At 61.4% G+C, this 19541-nt stretch carries 15 protein-coding genes and 2 pseudogenes; 6 read left to right on the top strand and 11 right to left on the bottom strand.

Annotated features, from left to right (window positions below; genetic code table 11):
* Positions 1 to 41: 41 nt before the first annotated feature.
* The 5 genes from FJ950_RS16755 (at position 42) to FJ950_RS16735 (ending at position 7998) form a co-directional block, all read left to right on the top strand.
* Positions 42 to 1913, top strand: coding sequence for an HlyD family efflux transporter periplasmic adaptor subunit (locus FJ950_RS16755; RefSeq protein WP_140617585.1), 1872 nt, complete (start codon positions 42 to 44; stop codon positions 1911 to 1913).
* A 71-nt stretch (positions 1914 to 1984) separates the two neighbouring features.
* Positions 1985 to 4063 carry a peptidase M50 gene (locus FJ950_RS16750; protein ID WP_210242358.1) on the top strand — a complete coding sequence of 693 codons (2079 nt, stop codon included), beginning with the start codon at positions 1985 to 1987 and terminating at the stop codon, positions 4061 to 4063.
* Between the two features lie 178 nt (positions 4064 to 4241).
* The gene (locus FJ950_RS16745; RefSeq protein WP_140617583.1) at positions 4242 to 5111 is read left to right on the top strand and encodes a SapC family protein; all 870 of its coding nucleotides are present in this window, start codon (positions 4242 to 4244) and stop codon (positions 5109 to 5111) included.
* Between the two features lie 45 nt (positions 5112 to 5156).
* Positions 5157 to 7145, top strand: coding sequence for a prepilin peptidase (locus tag FJ950_RS16740; protein WP_140617582.1), 1989 nt, complete (start codon positions 5157 to 5159; stop codon positions 7143 to 7145).
* Between the two features lie 49 nt (positions 7146 to 7194).
* The gene (locus FJ950_RS16735) at positions 7195 to 7998 is read left to right on the top strand and encodes an efflux RND transporter periplasmic adaptor subunit (protein ID WP_140617581.1); all 804 of its coding nucleotides are present in this window, start codon (positions 7195 to 7197) and stop codon (positions 7996 to 7998) included.
* A gap of 667 nt (positions 7999 to 8665) precedes the next feature.
* On the opposite strand, the gene FJ950_RS16730 is transcribed toward FJ950_RS16735, so the two are convergent.
* From FJ950_RS16730 to FJ950_RS16710, 5 genes and pseudogenes are all read right to left on the bottom strand, one after another.
* Positions 8666 to 9298 (bottom strand): class I SAM-dependent methyltransferase, encoded by a 633-nt coding sequence (locus FJ950_RS16730; protein WP_140617615.1) that lies wholly within the window; start codon positions 9296 to 9298, stop codon positions 8666 to 8668.
* A 104-nt stretch (positions 9299 to 9402) separates the two neighbouring features.
* Positions 9403 to 9572, bottom strand: a pseudogene (locus tag FJ950_RS29810) (nuclear transport factor 2 family protein); the annotation flags it as partial.
* 140 nt (positions 9573 to 9712) lie between these two features.
* The gene (locus tag FJ950_RS16720) at positions 9713 to 10303 is read right to left on the bottom strand and encodes an NAD(P)-binding domain-containing protein (protein ID WP_140617580.1); all 591 of its coding nucleotides are present in this window, start codon (positions 10301 to 10303) and stop codon (positions 9713 to 9715) included.
* A gap of 43 nt (positions 10304 to 10346) precedes the next feature.
* A complete protein-coding gene (locus FJ950_RS16715) occupies positions 10347 to 11099 on the bottom strand; it encodes a glucose 1-dehydrogenase (RefSeq protein WP_140617579.1) in 753 nt (250 codons plus the stop codon).
* A gap of 50 nt (positions 11100 to 11149) precedes the next feature.
* Positions 11150 to 11883, bottom strand: a pseudogene (locus FJ950_RS16710) (SDR family oxidoreductase).
* Positions 11884 to 12111: 228 nt separating this feature from the next.
* On the opposite strand from FJ950_RS16710, the gene FJ950_RS16705 reads away from it, so the two are divergent.
* Positions 12112 to 13008, top strand: coding sequence for a LysR family transcriptional regulator (locus FJ950_RS16705; RefSeq protein ID WP_140617578.1), 897 nt, complete (start codon positions 12112 to 12114; stop codon positions 13006 to 13008).
* Between the two features lie 63 nt (positions 13009 to 13071).
* On the opposite strand, the gene FJ950_RS16700 is transcribed toward FJ950_RS16705, so the two are convergent.
* The 6 genes from FJ950_RS16700 to FJ950_RS16675 all read right to left on the bottom strand — a co-directional run bounded on the left by FJ950_RS16700 (position 13072) and on the right by FJ950_RS16675 (position 19538).
* The gene (locus tag FJ950_RS16700; protein WP_140617577.1) at positions 13072 to 13812 is read right to left on the bottom strand and encodes a ribonuclease activity regulator RraA; all 741 of its coding nucleotides are present in this window, start codon (positions 13810 to 13812) and stop codon (positions 13072 to 13074) included.
* Positions 13813 to 13835: 23 nt separating this feature from the next.
* Positions 13836 to 14999, bottom strand: a complete 1164-nt coding sequence (locus FJ950_RS16695; RefSeq protein WP_140617576.1) for a mandelate racemase/muconate lactonizing enzyme family protein — start codon at positions 14997 to 14999, stop codon at positions 13836 to 13838.
* 33 nt (positions 15000 to 15032) lie between these two features.
* Positions 15033 to 16130 carry an ABC transporter ATP-binding protein gene (locus FJ950_RS16690; RefSeq protein ID WP_140617575.1) on the bottom strand — a complete coding sequence of 366 codons (1098 nt, stop codon included), beginning with the start codon at positions 16128 to 16130 and terminating at the stop codon, positions 15033 to 15035.
* Between the two features lie 10 nt (positions 16131 to 16140).
* Positions 16141 to 17031 (bottom strand): carbohydrate ABC transporter permease, encoded by an 891-nt coding sequence (locus FJ950_RS16685; protein WP_015319199.1) that lies wholly within the window; start codon positions 17029 to 17031, stop codon positions 16141 to 16143.
* Positions 17028 to 17987: a sugar ABC transporter permease gene (locus FJ950_RS16680; protein ID WP_015319198.1), complete on the bottom strand. Its 960-nt coding sequence runs from the start codon at positions 17985 to 17987 to the stop codon at positions 17028 to 17030. Before FJ950_RS16680 ends, FJ950_RS16685 begins: the two co-directional genes overlap by 4 nt.
* A 72-nt stretch (positions 17988 to 18059) precedes the next feature.
* The gene (locus FJ950_RS16675) at positions 18060 to 19538 is read right to left on the bottom strand and encodes a sugar ABC transporter substrate-binding protein (protein ID WP_015319197.1); all 1479 of its coding nucleotides are present in this window, start codon (positions 19536 to 19538) and stop codon (positions 18060 to 18062) included.
* Positions 19539 to 19541 lie beyond the last annotated feature (3 nt).

The raw sequence follows: 19541 nt of genomic DNA, 5'->3' as shown, positions 1-19541 counted from the left end.
ACATTTCGCGAACTGCGCGCGCCGCTTCGAAACGGGTGTCCATGGCCGATAGCATCCTTGAAGGTGATACCCACAGGATGCTGGATGATGCCGGCATCGTCAGCTACAGTGTTCTGGACCAGGCGCTGTGGACACGCTTCCGTGCGGCCGGAACGTCGGATGAGTTCATCGGTGCATGGCTGGGCCTTCTGTGCCGCCAGATTGCCGATGCCTCGGCAGCAGCCCTGGTGCTCGGGGAAGCCGATACCGGGCCTTATGTGCTGGCCGCTGCATGGCCGAACTCACAGTCGCCGGTCAGTGGACTTCTCGCCGCCGCCGAGATGGCCACGGGAAAGCGTCAGGGCGTCAGTGTATCGGGTCCGGCGGACAACACACAGATCATCGCGTCACCCATCCTCATCGACGGGCATCTGTTCGGAGCCTGTGCCGTTGCCGTGAAGCGAAACGACGCTGCCTTCACCGACATCATGCGCAAGATCCAGTGGGCTTGCGGCTGGGTGGAGGTGCATCTGCGCCGTGGCATGAGCGATCAGAGCGAACAGGCCGCGCAGCGCAGCCGCTTTGCGTTCGATATGTTGGCGGCGGTGATCGAGAAGAAGCGGTACAAGGGCGCTTGCACCGCCCTCGTCACCGAACTTGCCATGCGGCTGAACTGCGACCCGGTCGCCGTCGGCGTGATGCGCCGGCGCTGGACGCGCGTTGCGGCGGTGTCGCATTCGGCGGCATTCGACGGCAAGGTCAGCTTCATGCGCGACATCGCGGCGGCGATGGACGAGGCAATCGACCAGCGCGCCGTGGTCGTCGCGCCACCGCGCCAGGGTCAGGAATATCGAGTCAGCATCGCGCACGAAGCCTTGACACGCCAGTACAAGAACGGCGCTGCCCTGACCGTGCCGCTGCAGAGCAACGGCACGATGACGGGCGCGCTCACCTTCCTGCGGCCCGCCGACGCGAGCTTTGACCAGGAGACGATCTATCTTTGCGATGCAGTCGCGGCCGTGGTCGGACCGGTGCTCGAGGAAAAACGCCGTAACGACCGGACGATCTTCACCAAGGCGATCGAAGCGGGCTGGATCCAGATCAAGAGGCTGCTTGGCCCGCGCTTTATCGGGCGCAAGATTGCGACGCTGGCCGCGGTGGCGATAGCGGCCTATCTGAGCGTCGCCACTTCGCCCTATGCGGTAACTGCGCCTGCTGTCATTCGAGGTTCGGTGCAGCGAACCATCGTTGCCCCATTCAGCGGCTATGTCCTGTCGGAATTCGCCAAGGCAGGCGAAACGGTGCGCAAGGATCAGGTGCTGGCGCAGCTTGACGATCAGGATCTGAATTTCGAGCGGCTGCGGCTGGTCACCACCAAGGCTCAGAAGGAAACGGAATTTGACCGCGCGCTGGCGCGTGGCGAGCGTGCCGAAAGCCAGATCATCGAGGCTCAGATCAAACAGGCGGACGCGCAGCTGTCGCTGATTGACGAACAGCTGCGGCGCACCCGGCTGGTGGCGCCGTTTGATGGATTCATTGTCTCCGGCGATCTGTCGCAGTCGGTCGGCGCGGCGGTCGAGCGTGGCCAGGAATTGTTTCACATCGCGCCGCTCGATTCTTACCGCGTTGTCCTGGAAGTCGACGAAAGCGACATCGACGACATCAAGATCGGCCAAACCGGCCAGTTGCGGGTCAGCGCGTTGCCGAGGGAACCGCTGCCATACAAGATCGAGCAGATCACGTCTGTCTCGCGACAGGGCAACGGCCGCAACTCGTTCATGGTCGAAGCTTCGCTCGCCGGATCCCTCGAGCGGCTGCGCCCCGGCATGGAGGGCGTCAGCAAGACCCATGTGGATGAACGGCTGCTGTTCTTCGTCTACACCCAGAAGATGATCGACTGGCTGCGCCTGACCCTCTGGCGCTGGGCGGGCTGACCATGGACGGGAGCTATTTCAGTTCGTCTTGGTATCGCGTCGCGCAATTGAAGCCGCGGCTGCGGAGCCAAGTGAGCATCCACCGCACGATCTTCCGTAACCAGGTCTGGTATGTAATGCAGGATCGGACCTCAGGCCGATTCCATCGCTTCACGCCGGAGGCCTATTTTATCATCAGCCTGATGACCGGCCGGCGGACCATGCAAGAAGTGTGGGACAGCGCCTGCGAACGCCTCCACGAAAAGGTCATAACACAAGACGCGGTGATCCGCCTTTTGGGGCAGCTTCACGCCTCGGATGTGCTGTTTGGCGACATTCCACCCGACATTGAGGAAATCGCCGACCGCGCCAGCAAACAGCACATCCGTAAACTTCTGTCGAAATTCGCAAATCCGCTGGCTATTCGCGTCGGGCTGTTCGATCCGAACGAGTTCCTGAACGCGACCTATCCGCTGGTGCGGCCGTTCCTATCCTGGTTGGGCGGCATCGCTTTCCTCGCGCTGGTTGGCTATTCGATTTTCCTTGCTGCGATGAATTGGCAGGCGCTGACCGGCGACGTGACTGACAGGGTTCTCTCGGCCGAGAATATTGTCCTGATCCTGATCGCCTACCCCTTTATCAAGACCTTGCATGAACTGGGGCATGCCTACGCCGTCAAACGTTGGGGCGGCGAAGTGCACGAGATCGGCGTGATGCTGCTCGTATTCATGCCGGTGCCCTACGTCGACGCGTCGGAGAGCCTGGCATTCCGGGACAAGTGGCAGCGCGCCCTGGTGGGTGCGGCAGGCATTGTCGTCGAGGGGTTGTTGGCCTGTCTGGCGCTGATCGTCTGGCTGAACGCCGAGGCCGGATTGGTGCGCGCCTTCGCATTCAACGTGATGCTCATCGGCGGCGTCTCGACCTTGCTGTTCAATGGCAATCCACTGCTGCGCTTCGACGGCTATTACGTCCTGAGCGACATTCTCGAGATACCGAACCTTGGTCAGCGCGCGACCAAATATCTCGGCTATCTGGTTCAGCACTATCTGTTCGGTATCGAAAGCGCCGAAACGCCGGCAACCGCACAGGGCGAAGAGTTCTGGCTGTTCAGCTACGGTGTCACGTCATTCTTCTACCGGATCGGCGTCATGGTGGCGATCGTCACGTTGGTCAGCCAGCGTTACTTTGTCGTCGGCATGATGATGGCTGGGTGGGCGCTGGTGCTGATGGTTGGCGTGCCGCTGGCGCGCCAATTGTGGTTCCTGTTCACGAGCCCATCCCTGAGAAAAACGAGGGGGAGGGCCTTCGCCGTCGTTGCAGCCAGTCTCGCACTGGTAGCCTTGCCGTTCTTTGTCATCCCGCTACCCTACGCGACCGCCGCGCAGGGAGTCGTCTGGCTGCCGGGCGACGGCGTCGTCAATGCCGGTGTCGATGGCGTTGTGGCGGAAATTGTCGCGACGCCCGGCGCCCGGATTGAGCGAGGCGCCCCGATCTTGCGGCTGGAAGACCCTATGCTGGAGGCGCGGACCGTCCTGCTGGATTTGAGGGTCGGGGAGCTTGAGCGCCGCCTCGAAAAGCTCGACGTCTCGGACAAGGTCAACGCCAAAGTGGTGGCCGAAGAACTCAGGCTGGCGCGCGCCGACCTGGTCCTGGCCCGCGACCGTGCCGAGGCGCTGACAGTCCGGGCTCAGGCAAGTGGAACGCTGATCGTTCCCTCTTCAAATGATCTCGAAGGCAAGTTTGTGCGCCGTGGCGAGACGCTGGCCTATGTGACGCGGTTCGACCAGCCGACATTGCGCGCCGTGATCCCGGAGGGCGACGCCGACCTGGTTCGCAACCATACGGAGTTCGTCGACGTGCGCTTCGTCGAAGACCTGTCGGTTTCCCATTCCGCCAAGATCATACGCGAAGTGCCGTCGTTGACCGCGACTTTGCCGAACGCCGCATTGAGCACGGTGGGCGGTGGCCAGTTCTCACTCGATCCGACCGATCATGCGCAGAAGCGGGTGCTTGCCAATTTGATGCATCTGGAACTGGCGCTGGCCAATCCAAGCAAGATCGACCGCATTGGCGGGCGAATCTACGTCCGTTTTTTTCACGGCAATGTCCCGCTTTACGAACGGACCTATCGCTGGATCAGACAGGTTTTCCTGCGGGTCTACAAGGTATGACTTGCGCTACCGGAGGAGTTAATATTTGGATTAAGTTAACTAGATCGCCTGATGAGTGCACCAAAAATTCGATAAATTATTTACTTATACAAATAAACGAGAGACAATACTTCGGATTCAGTGCCGATATATACTGTATAAACGACGATTGGCCGCTTTAACCTCGAGGAGAGTTCTCATGACTGTTCAACTTCTTTTCTACCAAGACACAAAGCCGGTGACCTCAGACCGCCACAGAGATGTTTCAATCAAGGCGGGTCACTCCTACAGCTTCGCCCGAAACGTGAATTCGGTACCGGTGACGGCTGTCGAATTCGCGCAGGCAGCGGCGGAGTACCCGATCGTTTTCGCGGGCACCGAACACTCGATCATGCCGGCGGTCATTCTCGGCGTGAAGCAGACCGAAAACCTTTATGTCGACGATGCCGGCAACTGGAGCGGCAAGTATGTTCCGGCGTTCGTTCGGCGCTATCCGTTTGTTTTCTCTTCCGATGCCGGCGGCCGAACGTTCATCCTCAACATCGACGAGAGCTTTGAAGGCATCAACCGGGAGGGCCGCGGCGAGCGCCTGTTCGACAGCGACGGACAGCAGACGCGCTACCTGAAAGAGGTGCTTGGCTTCCTTCAGGATTATCAATCGCGCTTTCAGCGCACCAAGCAATATTGCGATCGTCTTAAGTCGCTCGGGTTGCTGCAGCCGATGCAGGCGCAGTTCAATTTGAACAGCGGCGAGCGTCATTCTCTGGCCGGCTTCATGACGGTCGACCGGGAGAAGCTGAAGGCAATCGATGTCGCCGACCTGCAAGCCTTGTTCGGAAATGACGAATTGGAGTGCACCTATCTTCACCTCCACTCCTTGCGGCACTTCGCCAACATGCTGGAGCGGATGCCTGCCCCGGCCCTGGACGTGGAGGACAAACCGGAACCGGCACCAGAGGCCGCCAAAGCGAAACGGGAAAACGGCAAATCGCCGGCGCACAAAGGCGGTGGACGAAGCGCGGATGCCGGGCTGCAGGCCGAGGCCGAGGATAGTGGGCAGCAGGCTTGACCAGGTGACGACCGGGATATCACTCGAGCGTAGTGGAGTAGGAGCTTGACTGCGGCCGGGCAACCGGCCGGCGTCTTGCTTCCCGCCCTCGATCTCGGCGCCGAGCGGGAAGACCCGGCGCCGAAATTCCTCGACTGGCTGGATCAGTGGCTGGTCGGCGTGACCTCGCCGCTACGGGAGCGAGCGAGGCTCAGGCGGATGTATCGCGCACTGCCTCGCATCGAGGTCCTGGGGCGTGACTATGCGGCCATAACCGAAGTTGAGCTTCTCGAGCGGGTCGCGGCGTTCCGCGGGGTGATGCGTCGCGGCGGCCTCACCCAGGCGAACATCGAACGATGCTTCGCGATCGTGCGCGAGATATCCTGGCGCAAGCTCGGACTGCGCCACCACAACGTTCAAATTCTGGGCGGCCTCGCAATGCTTGACGGGCGGGTGGCGGAAATGGCGACCGGCGAAGGAAAGACGATCACCGCCGGTCTCGCCGCATCGGCAGCGGCGCTGGCTGGCACGCCGGTTCACGTCATAACCGTGAACGACTATCTGGCGGAACGCGACCTTGCGACGCTCAAGCCCGTCTATGACTTTCTCGGCCTGACCACGGGCCTGATCCAGAGTGGCGACAGGGCAGGGCGGCCACGAATCTATGCGTCGGACATTGTTTATGCGAGCAACAAAGAGGTTACGTTCGACTACCTGCGCGATCGCATGGCGCTTGGCCAAAGAACCGGGCTGCTGCACCGCAAGCTCAGCGGCTTCGGCCAGGTCGGCAATGAGAATTCGCAAACGGTCATGCGCGGTCTGCACCTGGCAATCGTCGACGAAGCCGACAGCGCGCTGGTCGATGAGGCGCGTACGCCACTGATCATCTCCCAAGAAAGCAACTCCGTCGACGAACGCGACTGGGCGGAAAAGACGTTTCGTCTGGTCGAGGACCTTCAGCAGGATGTCGACTATCTGCTGTTGCCGGACCGGCGCCGTATCGAATTGACGGAAGCAGGCAAGGACAGGCTCTGGACGCGCGCTGAGGCGGCCGACGGATTCTGGCGCAACCGCATCCGACGCGAGGAATCGGCCAGGCAAGCACTCTCCGCCTTGCTGCTTTTCCGACGCGGCGAACACTATCTGGTCGCCGACGAGACAGTCCAGATCGTCGACGAATTCACCGGACGCATCATGGCCGACCGCACCTGGAGCGATGGCCTTCATCAGTTGATCGAATTCAAGGAGGGCTGCAAGGTGACGCCGCGCAAACGCACCGCCGCGCGGATCACCTATCAGCGCTTCTTTCGTCGCTATCTGCGCCTCGCCGGCATGTCCGGCACAGCCTACGAGGTCAAAGGCGAACTGGGCGCCGTCTACGGGCTGTCGGTTCTCGCCGTGCCGACCCATGTGCCGCCCCGGCGCGCGAAGCTCGCGCCAATTGTATGTGCGACGCGCGAGGAGAAATGGAACCGCATCGTGCAGGAGGTTGAGACGATGCGGACCCTCGGACGGCCGGTACTGATCGGCACGCGTTCGGTCTCGGCGTCGCAGGAACTCAGCGCGTGTCTCGACCGCGCCCGCATCGAGCATGCCGTGCTGAATGCCGAACAGAGCGCGGACGAGGCGAATGTCATTGCGGGCGCGGGTCGTGTCGGAACGGTGACGGTCGCGACCAACATGGCCGGGCGCGGCGTGGACATCAAGGTCGATCCAGAGGCGCTGGCAATGGGTGGGCTTCATGTCGTGCTGAGCGAGCGCCATGATGCCCGTCGGATCGACCGGCAGATGGAGGGGCGGACGGCGCGCAAGGGAGACCGGGGGTCAACGCGGGCCATTCTTTCGCTGGAGGATCCGATCCTCGATCTCGCGCCGCCACGCCTTGTCGAGTGGGCCAGCCGGCGTCAAGGCTGGTTCAGGCGCCGCGCCGCGCTTGCGCTGTTTCGGGTGGCGCAGATGCGCGCCGAACGCGCGCACGCATCGGAGCGCAAGGACCTTCTCGATCAGGACCGGCGGCTGGGTGTGCTGCTCGCCTTCTCCGGCAAATCCGAATAGACTTGGGCTGGCGGCTGGAGAGGCCGCGGCGGGCAGGGAGCCACGTTAAATGCTGCGAGCTATCTTCTCCATAGGCACCGTGTTTCTGGCTGGCGCAACTCATGCAGCGGCGTTCGATTGCGTCGTCAACCCTTCGATCGTGGTGGGTGTAGGCAGCCCTGTACCTGGCCTTCTGGAGGAGGTACTGATCGATCGTGGCGACATCGTCAAGAAGGGTCAAATCCTGGCCCGGATGAATGCAAGCACCGAGCTGTCAACGGTTGACTTGATGTCCGAACAGGCGGCCAACACGTCAGAAATCGAGGCTCAGCAGGCACGCTATCAACTGGCCTTAAGCCGCATGGACCGCTCCAAGCGGTTGGCCAGTCTGAACGTCGCCTCGAAGGATGCCGTCGAGGAAGCGGTCGCGCAAATGGAGGTTTCCAAGCGCGAAGTGGCCCTCGCCGAAACGCGCAAGCGCATTCTCGAACTCGAACTCGCTCGAGCAAAAACGGTGCTGGGCCAGAAGGTTATCTTCAGCCCGATCGACGGTATTGTGATGGAGCGCAAGCTATATGCCGGGGAATACCTTGACCAGAACGGGAAACTGGCCACGATCGCACAGCTCGACCCGTTGAGCGTAGAAGCCTTCGTCGCCGACAGCGAATACAGCAAGTTCAGCGTCGGCCTCGCAGTCAAGGTGACCGTCAGCGAGCCGCGCGATGAAGTCCAGGTCGGCACGGTTCAGGTGATCGACAGGGTGCTGGACGCTGCCAGCAGGACGTTCGGCGTGCGCATCATGCTGCCCAATGCCGGCAACCGTTTGCCCGCCGGCCAGCGATGCAAGGTCGAATTCGACACCAAATCGAACTGAAGCGCCCCTACCGCAGCCGAAGCCTACCGCTGTCGCGCATCCGGCCAGCGGGAAATTTTCTGATTATTGTCCATAAAAAAACAATAAAATCAATAGAATAGCCGCGTCTATAAGCCTGCCCGTGATCATTGATTTCCAACGAAAATACCTTTGTTGGAGTGGTGACGGTACTTTCGAAACTCTATGGTGCCGCCCTCGGACTCCGCCAGGAGCAAAAAATCGCCCGATTGGTCCCGATAGTTGGTGCAACCTCAAAATATTTTTTGCGGCGATTTTCGCTTTAAAATCAAAAGCGTAACATTTTGGCGGCCTATAGGTCGGCGTTGCGCGTCACAAATAAGAAAAAACCGAGATAGATCAATGACCTACTTGAGTTAGAAACAATCGAGTGGGAGTGAGGGATCCTAGGTCGCCGATAGCGCCGATAGACTCTAGACTAGGCGACCCGCAGATCTGCCGCGAGGCCTGGCCTGCCTTACCGAATCCTGCAATCGCATAGCTCACAATCTTCTCCGATCCGCGTTGACACTAATTTTCCTCTTCAGTAGGGCTGCGTTACACCAGCACCTTTGCTCAAGAGAACGGACAGCCAAGGCCCCTCCGTGTGGAAACGGCAACGCTTTCACGCTTGCGGGAGCTGAGCCACTGTGGGGCGGATGACTCACTGTCAGGGCCTCAGGAACCGAAAGGCGAAGCGATCGGTCCTGCCCTTGATCGAAGGATCGAACACCTTGCTCGAGTGCGGATCGTCCTTGTTCGCCAGCATGGTGCTTTCCGCGTCCAGGATGAAACCGGCCGCCTCCACCTCCTCGCGAACGGATGCAGGCTTGATCCGATGCAGCGACTGTGCCTCGCTCGTGCCGGTCCCGACGGCGGCGGCGTGGTCCACGATAACGTAGGAACCACCGGGCTTCAGCCGCTCATAGACGGCTCGATTGAAGTCGGCTGCCGTCGCGCCCCTGGCCTGAATCAAAGCGGTGTGGAGATCGTGGTAGAACAGATGCAGCCATATAACGTCCGCTGGCTGCGTGACCTCCGGCATCACCACAAGGTCCGCCGAGACGGCTTCGATGTTCTCTCGGCCCGGCTCCTTCGCGAGCGTCCGCATGCGGCCGACCGGATCGTCCTTGAAGTGGGCGACTTCGGCCGGCACGAAGCTGTAGACACGTCCTTGGGGTCCCACGATGTCTGAGAAGACGCGGGTCCAGTCGCCGTCGCCGGGGTAGACGTCGATGACGGTGAAGCCCGCATCCGCGCGTGCGAACCGGATCAACTCGGATAGCTTGGATTGGTCGTACATCGAGATCTCGTTTCGTTTGAGCATTCGACGAGCGCCAGCGTGCGAGGGGGCGATCCACGGCTGATCCGCCGTCCACCCCATTCGATGGCCGCAGACGGCAAGCGCTACGCCGATCCGGACGCGTCCATCTGCGAGGCGCGTGCCAGTGCTGTGTGTCGACGTATTCCCGGATGTTGGTCAATCTGCCGTCCCGGACCGTGATGGCGAAGATCCAGTCGTCCTCGAACGTCTTGTTCGTGGCCTTGATCTTTCCCCTCGCGGAGCCGACGACCAAACCCGGCCGATCGCGGCGAAGAAGTCCCTCACGGTCTGGATGGTCTTCTCGATAGTCATGGGAATTTCCCTATTTCGCACGGACCGGATCACGCTCGGTCCGGTCCGTGCATCGTGACCCTGCCGGTGGGCACGTCGTGTTCATCGGTCGAACTTGACCAGGTCCTTGAAGATCAGATGACCCCAGCTATTTCCGCGCGCCTGGACCAGCAGCCCACCTTCCGAAAGCCCGCCAAGTTTGATCGGCGAGAAGCCGAGATTTTCCGTGAGCGTACCAATCTCCGCTGCGGCAGCGTCATCGTCGCTCGCCAGGAACACGACTCTCCTGCCGCCATGCACTGCTGGATCTTGGTCAAGGGTGGCAGCGCCCAAATGGTTGAAGCCCTTGACCAGTCGTCCACCGGGGAAAGCCTGCGCGATGAACTTGGAAGAAGGCTGTCCTCCCAGCTTCTCAGGGGGCACGCCGTAGGCATTGGTCACATCGACGATGGTCTTCCCCTTCCAGGTGGACAGCGCCTTCGCGACATCGGGATGCGACTCGAAACGGACTGCCAAAAAGATGATGTCCGCCTTGACCGCGTCCGCCAGCTTTTTGGGGATGATCGTAGGCCCGATCGCGGCCGCGTCCGCGGCAAAGCTTTCCGGGTCGCGCGTGGTTGCGACGGATACCTCGATGCCCTTGCGAGCAAATGCCTTGGCGAGGGCTCGGCCAATATTGCCGAAGCCGATAATTGTGTAGCTCTAGATGTTTCTCCGATCTTGTGTGATGCCGAGGTCAGACCTGGGCCATGCCTCCATCAACGGCGAAATCTACGCCGGTAATGTAAGAGCTCTCGTCAGAAGCAAGGAACGTGACGGCAGCCGCGATTTCCTCTGGCTTGCCCCTGCGACCCATTGGGATCTGTGAAGCAAATTGGGCGGCCGCTTGCTCGGCTTGCTCGGGGGTAAGGCCTGTCGTTGTCTCCAATGCCGGGGTCTCGGTTGGTCCGGGACTCATTGAATTCACGCGAATTTTGCGATCTTTCAGCTCCAGTGTCCAAGCGCGAGCGAAGTTTCGCACCGCCGCTTTACTCGCTGCGTAGGCGCTGAACCCTGGCAGCCCCAACACGTTGGAGACCGAAGAGGTCAGGATGATCGAACCGCCGTCACTGAATAGTGGAAGCGCCTTCTGTACCGTGAAAAACAACCCCTTCACGTTGACATCGAAGGTCTGGTCAAAATGGGCCTCTGTCGCTGCCGCGAGCGGTGCGATTGTCCCCGCGCCTGCGTTCGCGAAGAGAATGTCGATGCGGCCGTGTTTCTCTTTCACGACGGCATAGACCCGGTCCAGATCCTCCAAGCGCGACACGTCGCCTGCGACCGTCGTAACGTTTCTCTCGATGAAGGCCGCGGCCTCCTTCAGCTCTTTCTCTCGTCGCCCGGTGATCACGACGTGCGCGCCTTCTTCAACGAAGCGCTTGGCTGTCGCCAACCCGATCCCGCTGCTTCCGCCGGTGATGACAGCGATCTTACCTTGTAGCTTTTCCATGATCTTCTATCCTTCGTTGTGCGGGGCCCAGGCGCGGGAACGCGCCGGCGTCAGAGTTGCGCCAGGCCACCATCGACGGCGACCTCGCTGGCAGTCATGAAGCTGCTGTCCGACGACGCGAGAAAGGCAGCCACCGCCCCGATTTCCGCCGGATCGGCCATGCGCTGGAGCGGAGTCATCGAGGCGAAGACCTTCTGTCCTTCCTCGCCCAGCGCTTCCTTCGCGAGTTCGGTCGCCGTCGCCCCGGGCGACAGCACGTTTACGCGGATGCCGGTCCCCTTCAGGTCCTCCGCCCAGGTCCGCGCGAGGTTGCGCACTGCCGCCTTGCTCGCGCTGTAGGCAGTGAACCCCGGGGCGCCCGTGGTGCCGGCGCTCGATCCGGTCACGATGATCGAACCGCCCGGGCCCATCAGCGGCAGCGCCTTTTGGACCGTGAAGATCGTACCCTTCACATTGGTGTCGAAGGCTTCGTCAATGTGCTCGGCGGTGATCTGGCCGAGCGGAAGCGGGCCTCCAGCCCGGCATTGGCGAAGACGATGTCGAGGCTTCCGCGTTCGGCCTTCACCGCTGCGTAGAGCCGGTCGAGGTCGGCCTCATCCGAGACCGAGCCTTTCACCGCGCGGGCATTGGGCCCGAGGTCCGCCACAGCGGCGTCGAGCGCTTGCTGCCGGCGGCCGAAGATGAAGACGAAGGCGCCTTCCTCGATGAAGCGCTTTGCAGCGGCGCGGCCGATGCCGGTAGCGCCGCCGGTGATCACGGCGGTCTTTCCATTCAGTCTGTTCATGTCGTGCGTCCTTCGTTTCGCCATCTCGGGTCTTTGGCTGTACGGTGGGTCAACCCGAGAGCCTGAACATGGGATCGCCGAAGTCGGGCGGTGAGTGCGGAATCGTGCACATCGGTGGTGCGAAAACGATCCAGTCAGACGATTGAACGCCGCAACAGTCGCGCACATTACAGCTCGGCGTGCTAGAATGGGCTTCGGAAGGCGCAGCTGGCGGCGCGGGAATGCACCATGATTGACTGGGATGACGTTCGCTACTTTCTTGCCGCCGCGCGCGGCGGCTCGGTGCGGGCTGCCGCCGAGCGCCTCGGCGTGTATCACTCGACCGTGCTGCGACGCATCGCTCAACTTGAGGAACGCCTCGGGGCGCAGATGTTCGAAAAGCTGCCTTCGGGCTACCGCCTGACGGCTGCGGGCGAGGAGGTCCTCGAGCTCGCGAACCAGATGGAAGCGTCGTCGCACCAGCTGGAGACGCGTGTCTTCGGTCGCGACCAGAGCGCGCGCGGGCTTTTGCGGGTGACAGTTCCACCGTTCCTCGCCACACACCTGCTCATGCCGGATCTCGCCGACTTCGCGCGTATGCATCCGGACATCGAGATGGAAATCTTGACCACTGGCGAGGTGGCGAATCTGACTAACCGAGAGGCCGACGTCGCGATCCGCATTGTCGCCGACCGCAAGACCCTGCCGCTCAATCTTCACGGCCTGAAGGGACCGGAGGTGTTCAGCGGCGTCTACATGTCTCGCGATCGACTACCCGCGTTGCGTGCGGGCACGCCTGATCCCCTCCGGTGGATCGCAATAGACAATCATGGAATTCCGGACTGGGCGCGCGAGGGAGAAGTTCACATCACGGGAGCTCCGTTCAGGACTCCGGATGCCGAGACGCAGATCATCGCGGCGCAGCAAGGGATCGGGATGACGAAACTGCCGTGCTTTGTCGGAGATGCCGACCCCCTGCTCGTGAGGGTGCCGGGCACCAACCCGCCCATGCATGGGACACTCTGGATTCTCACGCAGGGGGAGACACGCAAGACGAAGCGCGTTCGGCTTTTCACGGAGTTCGTATCCCGCAGGCTCGCCGCGTACGCTCCGCTTATCGCGGGACTGTCCGTAACGCGTGACTAACGCCCGTCTGGGACTTGGCGGTCGCCTGCCCTTCATGAAACATTTTGGGATCTCGATCGTCCATCAAAATTTTGGGTTGGTTGCCCGCCAAGCCTCGTACTCTTCGGTCGCACTTGGGTGCAGCGGATAATAGCGTTGCAACGACCCGCCCTCCATGAGCTTCATGCGTGAGAACTCCTCCCAGTCGTGATGTTTCTGGGATTCTTCGATCACCTTCGCGGCCATCGCAACGGGTAGCACCACCACCCCGTCATCGTCGGCGACGATGATGTCGCCGGGGATCACGGTGACACCGCCGCAGGCAATCGGAACGTTGACGGCATTGGGATAAATGCTGGCTTGCACATGGTAGTTGGGCGTCCAGCCGCGCAGCCATAGGGCCAGATCGAGCTTTTCGACATTGGGCCGGTCGCGCATGCAGCCGTCGATGACGATGCCCGCGCCGCCTCTGCCCTTGAAATACGTCGACATCATATCGCCGAAGACGCCCGAACTCATGTCGCCGCGCGCATCGACCACGACCACATCCCCTTCCTGTGCGTGGTACAGCACATGCCGGTGCAGCTGTGTTTCCGGATCGGCATATTCTCCCTCGTTGAAAAGATCGGGCCGCTGCGGCAGGAACTGCAGCGTCAGCGCCGGCCCGACGATCGATCTCCCGTGGTTCTGCGCCACCGGGCCGACCATATGCGGATTGCGGAAGCCCATATGGCCAAGCGTGCCGGCAACCGTCGCGGCGCCGATCTCCTTTAGCGCGTCGATCAGATCCTTCGGCGGCCGCGTGATGTCGGAAGTATGCGTCATTGTGGACTCCGATTGAAAGGGAACTACCAGTTCGTGACAGAACCATCGCGGCGCTTGAGGTGGGGCGCTTCCCAGAAACGGAAGCTCTGCGCCTGGACGGCCTCTTCGTTGACCTCGACGCCGAGCCCCGGCAGATCGCCCACCGGGTAGTCGGGGCCGTCGAGCCGTGGTTGCACCGGGAAAAATTCGGAATTGTCGAAGCCGAGCCTTGCTTCGGGGGCCCTGGTTTCGAGCCACGCGAAGTTGGGGACCGCGGCGGCCAGATGCACGGTCGCGGCCGTGCACACTGGACCAAGCGGATTGTGCGGCATCAGGTCCACATAGTGCGCCTCGCTCCAGCCGGCGATTTTCATTGCCTCGGTGAACCCGCCGACATTGCAGATATCGAGCCGGTTGAACTGGTGGATGCCGCGCTCGATGTAGGGCAGGAACTGCCACTTGCTGGCAAATTCCTCGCCAATGGCGAAGGGGATGTCGGTCATCGTGCGCAGGGATTCGTAGGCTTCCGGCGTCTCGTCGCGTATCGGCTCCTCAAGAAAATCGAGCACGCCGCGGTCGAGCTTGTTGCAGAAGCTCGCCGCCTCCGCCACCGACAGCCGATGATGATAGTCGATGCCGAGGACGACATCGTTACCCAGCGCCCGGCGCGCCTTGTTCAGCATGGTCGCGGTAGCGCCGATCGACTCGCGTGGCTCGAAAACATCCCTGCTGTTTTGCCCGACGGGAAAGAAGCGGATCGCCTGCCAGCCTTGTGCGCGCAGTTCGCGGGCCCGCTCGATGGCAACATCGCCCTCGGCCTCGTCTCCGGTCGAGGCGAAGGTGGGGATCCGGTCGCGCTGCTTGCCGCCCAGCAATTCGTAGACCGGCACCCCCAGCGCCTTGCCCTTGATATCGTGGAGGGCGATATCGATGGCCGAAATAGCTGCCTGCAGAACCCGACCGCCTTCGAAATACTGGCTGCGATAAACCTCCTGCCAGATCCGCCCGATCTGCATGGGATCGCGGCCGATGAGAAACTCGCGATAGTGCTCGACCGCGCCGGCCACGGCCTTCTCGCGGCCGCTCAGGCCGCTCTCGCCCCAACCGAAAATGCCCTGGTCGGTCTCGACCTTGACCAGCATCTGATTGCGCGTTCCCACCCATGCCGGATAGGGTTTGATCGCCGTGATCTTAAGTTTCGTAGTCATCCACGCCCGCGTCCCACACGCATCCGCCCTGTCTCAGTCGACCTCGAGAGCCATCTCGGTCTCACCGTCGAACAGATGCATCCGCTCCTGGTCGAACTCGAGCCAGATCCGCTCGTCGGGCGCGACGGCAATGTTGGGCGGCACGCTGACGTTGACGATGGCACCGGACAGGAAGGCCTGCACGAAGGTGACGTCTCCGGTTGGTTCCACCGTGTAGACCTTGGCCGGGATGCCGCCTTGCACCGTGCTCTTGTGCAGCTTGATCGTCGAGTGGCGTGCGCCGAGCACGATTTTCCTGGTCGTTGCCCCCGTGACCTTCTGGACGTTGCGCGGCGAGAGCCCGAGGCTCCAGCCCTCCGCGCTGGTCAGCACGGTGTTGCCGTTCGCCGTCAATGTCTCCAGCGGAATGAGGCTCATTGCCGGGCTGCCGATGAAGCTGGCGACGAACATGTTCACCGGATGGGCAAAGACCTGCGCCGGTGAATCGTATTGCTGCAGGAAGCCGCCGTTCATCACCGCCATCTTGTCGGCCATGGTGACGGCTTCGAGCTGGTCGTGCGTCACATAGATGATCGTCGCCTTGAGGTCCTGGTGGAAGCGCTTGATCTCCGACCGCATCTGTACGCGCAGTTTCGCGTCGAGGTTGGAGAGCGGCTCGTCCATGAGAAACACCGCGGGATCGCGCACGAGAGCACGGCCCAGCGCCACACGCTGCTGCTGCCCGCCCGAAAGTTCGCGCGGCTTGCGCTCGAGCAGGTGCGTCATGTCGAGCACGCGCGCCGCTTCCTTAACCTTCTTGTCGATCTCGTCCCTGGGCAGTTTGCGCATCTGTAGCGGGAACGCGAGGTTCATGTAGACCGACTTTTGCGGATAGAGCGCGTAGTTCTGGAACACCATTGCGATGTCCCGGTCCTTGGGGTCGAGATCGTTGACCACCTGGTCGCCAATGAGGATGTCGCCCGATGTGATCGGGGTCAGCCCGGCAACGAGATTGAGCGTGGTCGTCTTTCCGCAGCCTGAAGGGCCGACAAGCGCAACGAACTCGCCGTCGTTGACCGTCAGTGAAACGTCGTTGACGGCCTTGAAGCCGCCATAGGTCTTGACGAGATCTTTGAGGACCACGTGGGCCATCGGCAACTCCCTAATGCTTGACCGCGCCTTCTGTCAGGGCGCGTACGAAGTATCGCTGCAGGACGAGGAACAGCACCACGACAGGCACGCTCATCATGAAGCTCGCCGCCATCAGTCCCGGAAAGTCCGTCGTGTTTTCCGAGAAGAAGCGCTGGATGCCGACCGGCAGGGTCAACTGTTCATTTTTGGAGAGGAACGTGTAGGCGTAGATGTACTCGTTCCACGCGCCGATGAAGGAATAGATCGCGGTGGCGATGATCCCCGGCGTCGAGAGCGGCATCACGATCATGATGAAGGCCTGGAACCGTGTTGCCCCATCGATACGCGCCGCCTGCTCGAGCTGCACCGGGATGTTGTCGTAAAAACCCTTGAGCAGCCAGATCGCCAGGGGCAGGCCGAAGGTGAGATAGGTCAGGATCAGCGAGCCATGCGTGTTCACCAGCCCGATCGCACGCATCAGGATGAAGAGCGGCACGAGAAAGATCACCGCTGGGAACATGTTGCGCAGCAGCACGGCGAAGAACAGGAAGTTCCGGCCGGGGAAGGTGAAGCGCGAAAACGCGTAGGCCGCGGGGACGGCAACGATCACCGAAAGGATTGTCGTGACGGTCGACACGAACAGGCTGTTCCAGAAGAAGCGCAGGAAGTCCTGGCCGACGCTGTTCTGCGGATCGAGCAGCTTCTTGTAGCTGGCAAGCGTAGGCTCGTTTGGCCACCATTGCGGCGGGAACTGCGTCGCCGCGAAGCCGGACTTGATCGAGGTGATCAGCATCCAGATCATCGGCACCGCGGTGTAAATCAGCATGAACAAGAGGAAGATGCGCCCGGCCCAGCGCCATCCGTCGACGCGCATGCGGCGATGGGGCCGGCCTCGGGAGGCTGTCTCTGCAAGCGTGCTCATGTGCTCCCCTCTTTCCGCTCGTTGCCGCTCAGCGCCCGGACGTAGAAATAGCCCAGCGTCATCAGGATGAGGAACAGGAGCACCGAATAAGCCGATGCCACGCCCCAGCGCTGGCGGCCGAACGCGAGCTCATAGATGTGGGTTATCCAGATATGCGATGCGTTCGACGGCCCGCCTGCGGTCATGATCCAGGGGATGATGAAGGAATTGAAGTTGGCCACCGCGAGCAGCAGGATCGTCACCACCGAGACGTTGCGCAAGTGCGGGAAAGTGACGTGCCAGAAGCGCTGCCATGCATTGGCCCCGTCGACCTTGGCGGCCCGCAACAATTGCTCGGGGACTGTCTGCAGGCCGGCCATCATCATGATCATGGCAAACGGAAACTCGCGCCAGATATTGACGACGATCAGGGAGGGCAGCACCGTGCTGACGTTGTCGATGAAATTGGGTGGCCGGTCAGTCAATCCGAGGCCGACCAGCACCGCGCCGATGATGCCGAAATCCGAATGGTAGATCCACTTCCAGATATAGGAGGCGGCAACGGCGCTGATCACCCAGGGAATGATCAGGATGGCGCGCAGGACGCCGCGGCCGACAAAGTCTCGGTGCAGCGCCAGCGCCGTGGCAAACCCCAGGACAAAGGAGATGAAAGTGGATCCGAATGTCCAGATCAGGGTGTTCCAGGTTACTTTCCAGAACACATCGCTGGTGAGGATGGTGGTGTAATTGTCGAAGCCGATGAAGGTCTTGTCGCGGAGCTGCAGACCGGGCGGCGTCTTATAGAACGACAGCTCGATCGTGTAGTAGATCGGATAGGCGATGACGACGAGCATCACGGCGATCGCCGGGAGCACGTATGCGTAGTCGGCGCGATGGGCCCAGATGTTCCGCAATGCGCCTGACCCGCCGGGTTGCGATTTTCGGCGAGCCTCGGCCTTGCCGGTCACGATCGTCACTGTGGCGTGCCCTTGTTTTTCGAAAAGAACCGGCTGCGCTCTTGGCGCAGCCGGTCGCAGGTCAGGTGGGGACTAGAGCCCGCCCATTAGGTCTTTCACCTTCTTGGCCGCATCGTCCGCTGCCTGGTCGACGGTCATCGCGCCGGTCAGCGCATTCTGCAGCATGTCCGGGACGATGATGTTCATGATCTCGGGGGATTCCGGCAGCGCCGGGAAGGGGATGCCATAGGGGAGCATCGAAGTCGTGACATCGAGGAACTTGATATGGTCCAGACGTTCCTTCATCCATTTGGTCTTGAAGCCGTTAAGATTGCCCGGGTTCGAACCGGCATAGGCCATCTTCAGCGACCATTCGGGGCTCGCCCACATGCAGATCATCGCCTTCGCGGCCGGCTCGTCCACCTTGCCACCCTCTACATACTCGGGCTTCAGGATGTGAATGTTCGAGCCGCCGAACACGACGGCGCGCTTGCCGTCAGGACCGGTCGGGATCAGGCCGTAGCGCATATTGTCGATGACGGTCTGCGCCTTGTCCTTGTCGGTCCCGGTCGCCTTGGCCTGCAGGTCGAGCATGACGTTGTAGTCGGACGGGTGGGAAACCATCATGCCCAACTGGCCGGCGACGAACAGAGGCTGGTTGTCGGCCTGCTGGTTGGTAAGTGCCGAAACCGGAACCGACTTGTCGCGGACATACATGTCGTATGAGGCTTGCAGCGCCGCCTTGCTCTGCGGGCTGTCGAGCTCCACCTCCTTGTAAGTCGGGTTCGCGGTGGCTTCGTCGAAGACGCCGCCGCCATAGGCCCACAGCTGTGGCATAAAGCGATAGGGCGTATTGCCGGCATTCTTGCGAGCCACGAGGCCGTAACCGGCAATGCCGAGCTTGTCGTGGATCTGCTTGGAATATTTGACGACGTCGTCCCAGGTTGCGGGAGCCTTGTCCGGATCGAGACCCGCACGCTTGAAGATGTCGGCATTCCAGATGAACGCCATCGTCTCGTTGTTCGTTGGAACGCCGTATGTGACCCCATCCCAGGTCACGGCCTTCATGGCGCCGGGCCAGAAATCCTCGGTCGAATAGCCCACATCCTCCGGCTTGAGCGGCTGCAGATAGCCTTTCGAGGCGAATTCGGTACCGCCCAGGATTTGCAGGCGCACCGCCATCGGCGCGGCATTGCCCAGGAGTGCGGTGCGGAACTTGTCGAGAAGGTCGTTATAGGTGAGGGCCTGTTCCTCGAGCTTGATGTTCGGATAGGTCTTGCGGAAAGTCTCGAAGAAATCCTTGTAGTACTGGCGCAGCAGGTCGGGATCGCCCTCGAACACGCCCTGATACCAGAAAGTCAGTCGCCCCTTGTAATCCAGCGGCGTGACCTTGGCGCAATCGCCGGCCGTGTCAAAATCCTGTGTTCCCGCGATGGAGCGCACATATTCGGGCGACCATTTGCTGAGGTCGACCGGTGGCGCACCCAACGCCGATGTGGACATAAGTGATGCCGTCAAAATACCGACGACAGTGCCGCGCAGGACCGCACTGCCGAGCATGATCCTCGTCATAGG

Source organism: Mesorhizobium sp. B2-3-14 (genome assembly GCF_006442175.1).
In the GTDB taxonomy this organism is placed as follows: domain Bacteria; phylum Pseudomonadota; class Alphaproteobacteria; order Rhizobiales; family Rhizobiaceae; genus Mesorhizobium; species Mesorhizobium australicum.
The sequence above is the reverse complement of the archived record's forward strand: the minus strand, read 5'-3'. Positions and strand labels throughout refer to the sequence as shown.